The following is an 11,933-nucleotide window of genomic DNA, read 5'->3' as shown; positions in this document are numbered from 1 at the left end:
TAAACTCATTCAACTAAAGGGAAAGCCCTATAATAATTATTATCATGAATGGTTCCAAAAAGGATTAAATCATTGCCGGAATATGCTCCTGGGAAGAACATAACCACTGGAACTTCATCTAAAACTTGGTGTAAATTATTGAGAACATTGTGTGATCTAAGTAAAGGATAGCTTTTACCCACCCCAGTTATGAAAACCACAGAGTTTAGACTTGTATTTTCTTTGATATAGTTTACAATTAAGTTAGATTCACTACTCAACTTCAATAAATTATTAATAGCTTTTTTAGTAAACTCCCTACCTTTCTCCTTCTCAAATTCAAATATTTTATCTAAGTATCCCTTTTCACTGAGAATTTCGATAATAATATTGTATAAATCAAATTCAAGTATTTTAAAAGATGAATTAGGACTATCGTTAACCTTATTTTTCAAATGTTCAATATATTCACGTACTTTTATTTCATTTTGGGGATCGTAATCAAATATATAATAGCCTACTTCATTCCCTAATCCTTTATTCTTTCGAAAGGAATCTTTTTTTATTATACTTTCAATTCTATTCAATCGTTCATCAATAGAATCCAATTAAATCACCAAACTATTTTTCTCCGGTTATTGCATACAAGTAGGGTGCCAGATCATTTTCAAGTAAAAGTTGTTGAACTTTGTAATCGAATATGGGGAGTTTTATCTCCTTTGACTCGTAATTATAAAGTCCGGATTCAGTTATCATTTTGAGATATCCTGATTTTAAACTTCTAATAGTTGTGTAAACCCATTTATCTATAATTTCACTTTGAATTTTCTTTCCATCAAAAAATATATTCAGATCTCTTTCTTCAATCGTTAAGTCACCAGTTATAACCTTATTTCGGAAAACTTCGTGCATAAATTCAAAGAAAAGGCGATCAGTTTTCATAATTGAAATTAAAACTAAAATTTTTGATGTAGTTATGTCGGAGTTAACAATGGCTTCAAGGATATCCTCAGGTAAACTGATCAGACGTGTATAGATAGAATTAGCAATAGTTTTTGATCTATACTCAGACTCAACTTGATAAATATTATCAGAAATAGCTAATTCCACAATTTGTTTCCTACTTAATCCATCTAACATATACTTGGCTGTTTTTTTGGATTCTAAATACCAATATGACTTTGAAATCAATCCGGCACTATATTTCATCATTTAATACTCCAAGTAAAGTTGTGATGAAATTAATTTGTATTTAGCATAAATAATGTTTGTGTTTACGGTTTTCAAAATTATAAATGCTATTCAATGTATATAGAATTTCTAGATAGTACTATTATAAAAATTAATAAAAAAATGACTCAAACTGCTGTTAATATTTAAAATAAGGTGAATATATGGCAAAAGAAATCAATTTAGCAACTATCAATGAATTTCCCTTAAACGATCTGTTCCAATTTGAAGACCGTGATTTTACTCCCTGGCTTCAAAAGAATATTGATTATTTGGGTAATTTAATAGGAATCGATATTGCTGATGCTGAAACTGAAGTACCCATTGGTAATTATCGCCTGGATATATTAGCCTATGAAGCAGGTACAGACAGGAAAATCGCCATTGAAAACCAATACGGCACCACTAATCACACTCATCTTGGTCAATTAATGACCTACATGGCCGGTATTAATGCAGAAGTTGTTGTTTGGATAGCAGAAAACTTTAACAACGAACACTTAACTGCAATTAACCATTTAAACCAGATATCAAACGAAAATATTGCCTTTTTCTGTATAAAACCTAGATTGATTAGAGTTGGGGATAGTGATCCTGCCCTTGAATTTCTAGTAGTTGCTAAACCTGATGAATGGGAAAAACAAGTTAAAAGGGAAACCAAATTATCTGATAGGCAAATAGAATATGAAAAGTTTTGGATTAAGCTTGTAAATCGATTTAAAGAAGTTTATCCCAATATTAAACCGGGAATGTGGTCAGTAAATAGAAGTTATCTGATCATGTGTTTTGGGGGAAGTGGATTAGAATATATTTTAAAATTCAGTCACGGGTCATTTTTAATAAATTTATATATAAAAGGGAATGCTAAAATGCACCCACACGAAATTTTCGACAGGATTGTCGTCAAAAAAGACTTTATAGAAAAAGATGTAGGTGCAGAGATTGAATTTGATAAAAAAGAAGGAGTTAAAGCAACTAGAATTAATTTATATTGTGATGCTGAAGCAGATATATTGAATCTTTCAGAAAAAGAAAAAGATTTCCTAATTGAATGGAGTATAGAATGGTTGCCAAAGTTTAAAAATGCTATTCAAAAAATAAAACGTGACATTGAATGAAATTTAGTAGGTTCATTAAGCTTAAATTAATTAGTATGCTAACTTAGATCCGAAATATATTTAAGAAAGTACTACTAATTTTTTTATAGATATAATTTAAGTCATCGATTCAAATTTTTTCAAACAAGATTTATATAATTGAATAATAATAAATTTAAATGTCAATTGGGGGTTAAACTAATGACTAGAAACGGAAATTCAATGCCTGCTCTTAATGCGAGGGTTCATAGAATAGGGACAGCTCGAAGTGTGCCCTCAAAAGAAAACGTTCACAAAGGGGAAAAGTCCCCTAAAGGTAACTAATTTTTTCAATTACTATTTTTAAATTTGCGTGGCGTATGATTTTAATTAAACAGTCTTATCTAAACATAGAAGACTTGTTATCGCCTGCCGATGCGAAGATTTACCAAAAAATCACTGATTTTTATACTGATGAAGATATATTGTATGTATACTTAATTAACCGGTTTGTAAATCTTAAAATAAAAGATAGGAATTCAGGAACATCTCTTCCTTTCATTGATGTCACTGAAAGCATTCCTGCAAAATATGTTCAAGATGAAACTATTGTAATTGCAGTAAATTTAGATCCCTTAAATCGATTTCCTAGTGTAAAAGAAACTGTTGAAGGGGAAAAACAGGACTTACATCATGTTCAAATCGAAATTGAATACATTGATCCATGTCCATTTTTTGAAAAAAGATGGGATCTGAATATTCAAACACGTATTTTAGAAAAATGGGATTCTTTTAGAAATAAGAATTCCATTATTACTTGTAAAGATTATCAAGTATCACCAATTAGTTTATGGAGGCGGCCGGGTTACCAAAGCAGGGTAATCGCTGAAGGGCCCACTCAACCTGTTTTTAATGTAATAGTTCCTAGAGGTATGAGGTTAATTAATGATTTTACCAGCACAAAATTAGGTATTTTAACATTGGAAGATGAAAATAAACTAAAGATTGGTAAACCTCATGTAGTTAGAATGGATGGTAAAGAGAGTTACAATATTGTTTTGAATAAAAAATCATATACTAATATTTTAAATGATTTAAATGAAGAATCTGTAGAATTAGAACTATCTTATAAAGTTGTTAATAAACATAAATTTTATTTAATTCCATTATTCGGATTTTTACTTTTATTTATTGGTTATGAAGGCTTTAATTTTGTTAAAAACTCTAATTCGGGTACAGTAAATCTTATTTTTTCATTCCTTTTCACATATTTAATTCTTCAAGTATCTTATTTAACTTTATATCTTTCATTAAGACGTGAAAATTATGAAATTCCTTTTAATTCGATTATTATTCCTTCAATTATTTTTTCCGTATTTTTACTAATTGCCTCCTTTTTCTGTATGCCCTGATTAATAATTTAGTTTAAAATCCAACCTACAAGTCCTTTGATCATAATATCAAATTATATGTCCTTTAATCAAAGAAATCTTATTGATGGAGACTTTGATGGAGAAATAAATTTTATTAATGTTAACATCTAATAACAATTGGGGGATTAATATTGGTTACTAAAGAAAAATGTTTAGACTATTTTGAAGAAGGAGACTATATACAAGCCATTGATTGTTTAGATTTATTATTAAGTGACGATCCAGAAAATATCAAACTTCTATATTGGAAACCATCTGCCCTTCTAGAAAATGAGGATTTTGAGGAATCCATTGCTCTTTTTGATGAGGTTCTGAAGAGGGATAGAAATTGTGTTGATGCAATTCATGATAAAGGTGCTGCCTTAATGGGCCTCGGAAAACTGGAAGATGCTGATAGATGTTTTGACAGAGTACTAAACTCAGACCAAAACCATGTTTTAGGTTTGTATAATAAAGCAAATTTATTATATGAATTAGAAAAATTTCCAGAAGCTTTAAAATATTATAAAAAAACAGTTAAATTGGATCCAGATTATGCTGATGCATGGTATAATTATGGAGTTACCCTTTTTTCTTTAGATAATTATGATGAAGCAATAAATATTCTTGATAAAACTTTAGAATTAGATCAGGACTATTATGATGCCTGGTATTTTAAAGGACTTTCCCTGGAACTCCTTGGAGAATATGATGAAGCACTAAAGATGTATAATCATGCATTAGAACTCAAACCAGATGAATCTGAATTTTTGATTTCTAAAGGTAGAATCATAGGGGAAACTGGAAAAATTGATGAATCTATAATATTATTTGACAAAGCTTTAAAATCAGATCCTGAAAATACTGATGCTCTATTTCATAAAGCCAATGCCATTAATGGAAAAGGAAACCCTGAACTTGCTTTGGAATTATTCCACCAAATAGTTAGAATAGAACCTGACTATGAAGATGTATGGTTAGAAATTGGATTAATAAATGATAGGCAGGGAAATAAAAAAGAAGCCTTGTCTAGTTTCAAGAAAATGATTGAAATAAATCCTGAAAATGATTTAGCTTGGTATAATCAGGGTGTTATGCTACGTCAACTTAAAAAACCTCAAGAAGCATTAAAATGTTTTGGAAAAGCAATTAAAATATTTCCAGATTATGCTGATGCTTGGTATCTTAAAGGAAATGTTCTACACGAGCTGAACCTTGAAGAAAAGGCTATAGAGGCATATCAGAGATTTGTTGAAATTGTTGAAAAAAATGATATTTCTGAGGATAAACTAACTGCGAAAAGAGTTAAAGAATACATCCGCATGAGTAAAGAAGGTGAAGTTGTATCTGTTTCACCCCCTAAAAAAACTCAATACTGGCAATGGGTCACCAAAGCAGAGTATTTCCTTGAAGCAGATGGCAGTGAACGAAAATCACTTGATCCCGCTCATGGTTCAGAACCGGGAGGGTACTGGACATGTCATAAAGATACCAGAATAGGAGATCTTATTCTGCTTTATAGAGCTGGGAAAAAAGATGGTGTAACTTATCAAGACATAAAGTATCTTATTCAAGCCCAGAGCGATGCATACACCATAGATTACGATGAATATGCCTTTGAGCATGGATGGCAATATGGGTGTGACTATAAGCCACTCTTCAAATTTGATAATTCCATTAGTTACCATGAATTAACTGAAGATCCCTATCTTGAGGACTGGAATGCTTTAAGAATAAGGTTTCAGGGAATAGCATTTAGGACCGAAGAAAGACACTGGAAACGACTTCAAGAATTACTGAAAGAGAAAAATCCTGATTATATGGATTTTTTGAGAGTGTTTAAACCTAAAAAAGTTAAACAAATTGCTGAATCTGAAAAAAGTGTAGAAGATATGTTATCTGATAACCTAGGTGTATTAAAAAAGTTTGGTTATGATCTTAAATTCAAAGGAAGACAAATCAGGTGTGTAGGGCAAGGTGGCCGCATTGATCTTTATTGTGAGGACAATAAAGATGGTTCTATTGTGATCATTGAATTAAAAATAGTAAAAGCAACCAGAAACACCTTTGGACAAATATCAAACTATGTTGGTTGGGCAATTAAAAGGAAAGCTAATGGCCGTAATGTTAAAGGTTTAGTTATCAGTAAAGGATATGATAATGCTTTTGATATGGCTCTATTAACCAATAATGATATTAATCATTTAGAACTTGCTGATGTTTTAGGGGAATTAGGGATGAAATTACATTAACACCCTATAAATTATTTAGCTTTAATTTCCAATGGATCACTGCATTTTTTATTACTACACCTTAAAATCTTCAGATTCTGATAATAACCCAAAGGTGCTTTACAATTAGAGCATAATGTAAGTTCATGAATATGATTAATTGACCTGCAGAATCGTTCCACTTCATCAATTGATACATTACCTGCCATCAGATTTTCGTGTGATAATAAATTTCCCATCATAATTGTTTGATCTAACTTATCAAATGAGCTTTCTAGCTTCTGATTGTATTCTTCATCTTTTATAAGTTCTAATAATCTTGATTTAGCAGGTTTAAGTAAATCATTTACCTCATATTTTCCGTAATATTTAGCTGGTATCTTAGCTTGGGTTCGGTTACATAAATCCATTAATAACCATTCCAAATATCGTCGTCCTTCATTACCCGCACATTGTTTATCCCCATTTGCGATAATTTCTGTTATTTTATCCCATCTAACTTTATACGGTCTGATTTCTGGACCATTTTCGTTATCCCACTTAATTATATTACAATTTTTAAAATTGTTACCTAAATTATGGACTCTTTGAGCAGCCTTTAACTGATCATACCAGATAGCATCATGAGTGGTAATAATGAATTGTCTATCACTAAATTCTTGGAATAAAAGTTGACAAACGTTTTCGCGGTGCCTAGAATCCATTGTTGTAACCACATCATCTAAAACAAGTAGGGGAAAATCTCCATGTGACTTTTCAAATAAGGCCAAAAAAATGCATAAACCAAGTGAATCTAGATGACCTTCACTACTGATAGCCCTTGGATCTTGATTTTCTTCTCCAAAAATCGTCATCCTTAAATCAGTACTACCCTTTTTCTTTGGATTAAGATCTACATCAAGATTAAAATTTTCATAGGGCTCATCTGGGTGTAAAATAGCATAATAACGTTCCACATTCTCCTTAACCGTGTCATAGACTTCCTGAATTTTTCTTTTTTTAATGGCAGAAAATTCTTCATACATTATTTCAGAGATTTTAGCATGATTTTTTGCTACTTTAAGTTCACGCCGATTCTCTTCTTGTTTTTTAAGGTTCTCATCAAGATCAGAAAACAGTTTAATAAGGACATTTAAGCGCTTATCCCTTTCAGAAGGTTTAATAGAATCACTTAATCCGTCAGATCCAATAATTATATTATTTAAATTTTTTTCTAATTGAATATGTAGTAGTTCAAAATCATGGCCTGAAACATCCTCTCGTAAGAATGAATTAGCATTAATACGTTCTTGAAAAACATTTAAAGATATGATTTGTTGTTCCAATTCATCTTTAAATTCCTTTAATTCATCAAAATAATCTATTTTAGATAATAAATTTGCTAAATCCCTATTAATTAATTGAATATTCCCTTTAATACGTTTTAAAGAATTATTCATGTTATCATTAATTTCTTGAAGTGATTCGAGACTTTCCAAACGTTTGTTAACTTTTTCCAGGAGTTCATTACTGTTCACTTTATTTTCACATAAAGGACAATTTGCGGTGTCTTTATTAATGATTTCCAAGGAATTTTTCAATAGTTTAATAAGGGATAAATCAGATTGGGCATGGCTTTGATTAATCCGTTCTTTATAGGTTTCTGCATCATAAAATTCTTGAGTTACATCTTTGACAATTAATAAGATTTCATTAATAGTAACAGAAATATTATCTAAAGCACCAATTAACTCTTTATCTGAAGATTTAGTAATTGTTTTAAGGTGATTTATACAATCTTCTAGTTTTTCTAGTGAATTAATATTATTCAAGTATTCTTTTCCAAGCCAATCGTTTATAGTGGGTAAAATATTATTAGAATCTTGAACTTGAAGGATATTTTTTATATCATCATTATTTTTTTTAATATTATTCTCTATTTTTCTAACCTCATCGTCCAAATATTTCTTGGCTTGATCCATTGCAGTACTGGTCTTTTCTAATTCATTAGCACCAATAATCTCGCTAATAAAAGCATAACGTTGAGCGGGGGTGGTATTGATCAGATTTAAAATTTGAGATCTTCTTAAAATGAATTTACCATTTTTGGCAAGTTCAATGTTTTCATTGAAGTTTTTTGGAAAAGATGGATTTGAACTAAAGGTTCTGCTGGTAAAATGAGCTCCAGATTTGAACTCAATTCCAACTGATGCCTTATCTGGATTTTTGGTATTGGGACCATACTCATTAAGTGAAAGCGTCCCTTTTGATTTGAGATGAGAAATCTTGCCGGTAAAAAAGAATTCAATAGCATCAATAATAGAACTTTTACCCGTTCCATTTTCACCTAACAATAATAAACTTTTACCTTGGAGATCTAGTTCTAAGTTCTGGGGAATTCCTCGAAAAGCATCAATTTTTATACTTTTAATCTTCATCAGAATCACCCAATTTTATAGTTTTTAATATTTCACGTTTAGAATCAAGATTACCAGTTTTAAAACTACTCTTTAGGTTATTTAAAACAATTTTAGGAAAATCGACATTTTCATCTAATTTTTTGAAGAATTCTTCAAATATTTCTTCTTCAACCCCCATTAACACACCCCTGTTTAAATCATCTCCAAATTTTAAACTTAGTACTGCCAACTAAAGAAACAGAATTCTCCTTCACCACATTAATTAAATCATCTGGACCATACAATAGTTCCATTTTAAGCTTTACATTATCCTTGTAAGGTAAGAAGTTAATGAACTTGTTTTTAACGAATTTCCCGGTTTTTTCATCAATTAAATGGTTGATTTCAGGTTCTTTAAGGATATCCTCAACACCGTAAATCACATCGGATATATTAGAAAAGTTCATTTCACCCCTGAATTTGAATGATGAAAAGTAAGCAGTGTCATTTTGTGCGTATATATCATATTCTAAACTGAAAATAGATGATAAAAGTGCATTGGCTCTCATACCGGCAAAGGTATAAATGTAAACTCGGTGGGTTTTTTCATCTATCTCCACCGGTATAATTCCCTCTCTAAATCCCACATCATGGGCATGTTCCACATATTCCAGGATCTTTTCCTGTGAAAAGTCATCAAAGGTTTTTAAAAGGTCAGGATCGTAGTTTCCTAAAAGAATATCGTAGATTTTTCGGCTAATTAATGAATCAATAACCCCTCCTTCTGAGGTCCAATCGGGAACATCTCCCTTTTTTGCTTTGTCCTTTTGAACTTTAACCCAGAAACGTTTATGATCAATATCCACTACTTTCCAGGGTGCCCCGCCTAAGATGAATTGGCTTCCCTCTTTAAGGAAATTCACCACAAAGAACAAATCAAGAGTTCCAATACTCTTTGTTCCTTCCCTTACCTTATATTCAAAATTAGGACAAAAGACACTGAAAAAGTCTAGGAAATTCCTTTTTCCGAATTTCTTCTCGAAATTGTAACCAAGACTAAGGTGACCACTGTTGTTATTCACGAATTCCAGTTCTTCCATGGTTTCAATTATGGCAGTAAAATCTTCCTTGGTCATCTTGGAAAATGCGTAACTACCTTTCAGACTATTAAATAATTCTCCTTGTTTCATTTTGCCATTTTCAAAGATGGAACTTAGGATTTGATGGAAATAAATATCTTTAGGTTTTGCAGGGATCTTAATATCCTCAATATGGCCCTCATTAATTAAACTAATTTCAGCCAGGGTTATGAAGATCTGTGGATCAGTATTGTAGAATATAATGGAACGTTGATTTTTGGATCGGCGACCGCTACGTCCAATTCTTTGGAGAAAAGAACTCACAGTATGGGGTGGTCGGATTTGGACTACAATATCAATATTACCAACGTCTATACCTAATTCTAGGGTACTGGTGCTGATCATGAATCCATCTTTAAGATTTTTGAATTTGTCCTCACTTTCTTCCCTACGATCACGGTCAATGGAAGAATGGTGCACGTAAATATTCTTTAATTTAAGCATCCTACGCAGGAAGTTGTAATATTTTTCCGCATCTTTCCGGGAATGTACGAAAATTAGTATTTTACGACCCACATATTTACTCAGTTGTTCATAAATCACCTGATCTGATCCACAGAACACCTTATACTGGAATGGTCGTTTAGAAGGATCAGTAACAATCTGGGCAGGATTCTCAGGTTTTAACCATTTTGAAACGGTTTCAGGATTACCAACTGTTGCTGATAAACCCACCATAGTAACTGGATGATCCACATATTTTTTCATACGATTTAAAAGAGAATTCAATTGTGTTCCCCGATCAGACTCAACGAAGTAGTGAATTTCGTCAACAATAACATACTTCAAGTTTTTGAAAATTCTTTCCTTCTCTTCAGAGGTCTTATTCATAAAGATAACTTCCAATGACTCGGGAGTTATTAGAAGAATATCAGATGGATTATTTATGAACTGTTTTTTCTTGGTTCCGGGAACATCACCATGCCACTTGGTTACTTCTAAATTGAAGTTCTCACACCATTTTTCCATTCGATCGTTCATATCGTTAATTAAGGCCTTCAATGGAGAGACATAGATAACACTTAGAGGTTCTAATTGTTTGGTTAAAATATCATCAAAAATAGGAATTAATACTGCTTCGGTTTTACCCGAAGCAGTGGGGGCAATGACTAATGTATCATTATTGTCTTTTATGATGGGAATGGCCTGTTCCTGTATAGGGTTCAGGCTCTTCCATCTTAAATTGTGTGCAAGGAATCCTTTAAGCCGAGGATTTAAAATATCGGCTGCCGAATCATTACCAGTCATCGTCGAACTCTTCTTCAAACTCGGTTTCTTTCTCTTCAAAGACCTTCAGTATATCTTTGTCAGTGTCGAATTCATCAGGGTTCTGTTGAACTGTGTCCAATACACTGATAAAAGACCTTACGAACATTCTGGGGGTGACTTTTCCACCAGTTAAGGCCGCGTTTTCTTCATGAAGATCCACAATACTTTCCAGGACTGGACTAATTTGATCGCTACCATTCCATTCAAATACTTCCTCATGCATTATCATTAGTTTACCTGCAATTTCTATGAGTTCATCCTTAGTGAAACCTTCCAGTTTAATGACCGGTTTTCTAAGGTCTTTTAAAGATGTATCTAATGTATCTTCAATTCGATCAGATAGAGCTTGATAAGATGGTACGCCCAGTTTAGGGTCATCAAAGAATTGAGGGGTGCCTGCGAATACAAATAATGTATTTTGAAAGTTTCCTAAACTGCATTCATCGTATATGTCCCTTATATAATTATATGCCGTGTCACGAAGCTTTTTGTTCTGTAAATGCATCGTAAACTCTGTTTCATCAATTAAAACCACTAATCCCGAATATCCAATGGTTTTCAAAAATGCAGCTAGTGCCTCTAGAAATTTAAATGCATTTTCACGGTCAATATCTCCTTTAACACCGAATTTCCTTTTTTCCGTGAAAGGAATGTTAGAATCTCCCCTTAACCAGGCCTGTGCATACTTTGCAGTTTCATAATCACCTGCATTCATGGCTTTATGATAGTTCTCAATGGCCACTGCAAATGGATTGGAATGTTGACGTGCCCTTTCAAGGTCATTGTGTAAATTCTCATTAACAATTAGATTCTGTTTCAAAGGATCAGATGTCTCTTCAAAAGCCATCATTTTAAGCTTGGTAATCCATCTTTCAATGATATGCTCAAGTGATGTTCCAGTCTTACATCTTAAGGACTTTACTATGTTTTTATAAACCACTTCAAACTTGTTAAATGGAACATCCCGACTCAGAGTTACTTTGGAAACAACGAAGTTATCTTCAAAGGCCATCTCCTCTATAACCTTCAAAAAGAAAGATTTTCCTGATCCAAATTCACCATTAACAAATTTGGTGATTGCTTTTCCTTCGTCGACCTTTTTAAGTAGGTATTGGAATTCGGCAATTTCGTTTTCTCGGCCAATACATATCTCTGCAGCACCACTCGCGGGTACGTTACCATTTTTCAGAGCCATAATTATATCTTCGTAATCCATAGA

The 11,933-nt window shown here is 32.2% G+C and carries 9 protein-coding genes; 3 read left to right on the top strand and 6 right to left on the bottom strand.

Features of this window, described 5'->3' with window-relative positions; genetic code table 11:
• Nucleotides 1-5: 5 nt before the first annotated feature.
• Both BK009_RS03445 and BK009_RS03440 read right to left on the bottom strand, forming a co-directional pair.
• A complete protein-coding gene (locus BK009_RS03445; protein WP_100909050.1) occupies nt 6-587 on the bottom strand; it encodes a DUF1788 domain-containing protein in 582 nt (193 codons plus the stop codon).
• A gap of 13 nt (nt 588-600) precedes the next feature.
• The gene (locus BK009_RS03440) at nt 601-1,188 is read right to left on the bottom strand and encodes a DUF1819 family protein (RefSeq protein ID WP_157809693.1); all 588 of its coding nucleotides are present in this window, start codon (nt 1,186-1,188) and stop codon (nt 601-603) included.
• A gap of 185 nt (nt 1,189-1,373) precedes the next feature.
• On the opposite strand from BK009_RS03440, the gene BK009_RS03435 reads away from it, so the two are divergent.
• The 3 genes from BK009_RS03435 to BK009_RS03425 all read left to right on the top strand — a co-directional run bounded on the left by BK009_RS03435 (nt 1,374) and on the right by BK009_RS03425 (nt 5,949).
• On the top strand, nt 1,374-2,327 hold the full coding sequence (locus BK009_RS03435; protein WP_100909048.1) for a DUF4268 domain-containing protein: 954 nt from the start codon (nt 1,374-1,376) through the stop codon (nt 2,325-2,327).
• Nucleotides 2,328-2,665: 338 nt separating this feature from the next.
• Nucleotides 2,666-3,697: a hypothetical protein gene (locus BK009_RS03430; protein WP_100909047.1), complete on the top strand. Its 1,032-nt coding sequence runs from the start codon at nt 2,666-2,668 to the stop codon at nt 3,695-3,697.
• Nucleotides 3,698-3,849: 152 nt separating this feature from the next.
• The gene (locus BK009_RS03425) at nt 3,850-5,949 is read left to right on the top strand and encodes an endonuclease NucS domain-containing protein (protein ID WP_100909046.1); all 2,100 of its coding nucleotides are present in this window, start codon (nt 3,850-3,852) and stop codon (nt 5,947-5,949) included.
• Between the two features lie 11 nt (nt 5,950-5,960).
• On the opposite strand, the gene BK009_RS03420 is transcribed toward BK009_RS03425, so the two are convergent.
• Genes BK009_RS03420 through BK009_RS03405 form a run of 4 tightly spaced genes read right to left on the bottom strand, consistent with a single transcriptional unit; the run spans nt 5,961 to nt 11,930 of the window.
• Complete coding sequence (locus BK009_RS03420; protein ID WP_100909045.1) at nt 5,961-8,345, bottom strand: AAA family ATPase; 2,385 nt, start codon at nt 8,343-8,345, stop codon at nt 5,961-5,963.
• Entirely contained in the window at nt 8,335-8,556 is a 222-nt protein-coding gene (locus BK009_RS03415) for a hypothetical protein (protein ID WP_100909044.1), read from the bottom strand. The genes BK009_RS03420 and BK009_RS03415 overlap by 11 nt, the downstream gene beginning before the upstream one ends.
• Nucleotides 8,525-10,693, bottom strand: a complete 2,169-nt coding sequence (locus BK009_RS03410) for a DEAD/DEAH box helicase (protein ID WP_100909043.1) — start codon at nt 10,691-10,693, stop codon at nt 8,525-8,527. The genes BK009_RS03415 and BK009_RS03410 overlap by 32 nt, the downstream gene beginning before the upstream one ends.
• A complete protein-coding gene (locus tag BK009_RS03405) occupies nt 10,683-11,930 on the bottom strand; it encodes a BREX system ATP-binding domain-containing protein (RefSeq protein WP_100909042.1) in 1,248 nt (415 codons plus the stop codon). Before BK009_RS03405 ends, BK009_RS03410 begins: the two co-directional genes overlap by 11 nt.
• Nucleotides 11,931-11,933: the final 3 nt, after the last annotated feature.

This window comes from Methanobacterium subterraneum, from assembly GCF_002813695.1.
Lineage (GTDB): Archaea > Methanobacteriota > Methanobacteria > Methanobacteriales > Methanobacteriaceae > Methanobacterium > Methanobacterium subterraneum.
Note: the sequence above shows the minus strand (reverse complement) of the source record. Positions and strands in the feature narration are given on the sequence as shown.

Excerpts from the sequence above, each read along its gene's own strand:
- BK009_RS03440 (WP_157809693.1), bottom strand. The coding sequence starts at position 1,188 with ATGAAATATAGTGCCGGATTGATTTCAAAGTCATATTGGTATTTAGAA.
- BK009_RS03435 (WP_100909048.1), top strand. The coding sequence starts at position 1,374 with ATGGCAAAAGAAATCAATTTAGCAACTATCAATGAATTTCCCTTAAAC.
- BK009_RS03430 (WP_100909047.1), top strand. The coding sequence starts at position 2,666 with ATGATTTTAATTAAACAGTCTTATCTAAACATAGAAGACTTGTTATCG.
- BK009_RS03420 (WP_100909045.1), bottom strand. The coding sequence starts at position 8,345 with ATGAAGATTAAAAGTATAAAAATTGATGCTTTTCGAGGAATTCCCCAG.
- BK009_RS03410 (WP_100909043.1), bottom strand. The coding sequence starts at position 10,693 with ATGACTGGTAATGATTCGGCAGCCGATATTTTAAATCCTCGGCTTAAA.
- BK009_RS03405 (WP_100909042.1), bottom strand. The coding sequence starts at position 11,930 with ATGGATTACGAAGATATAATTATGGCTCTGAAAAATGGTAACGTACCC.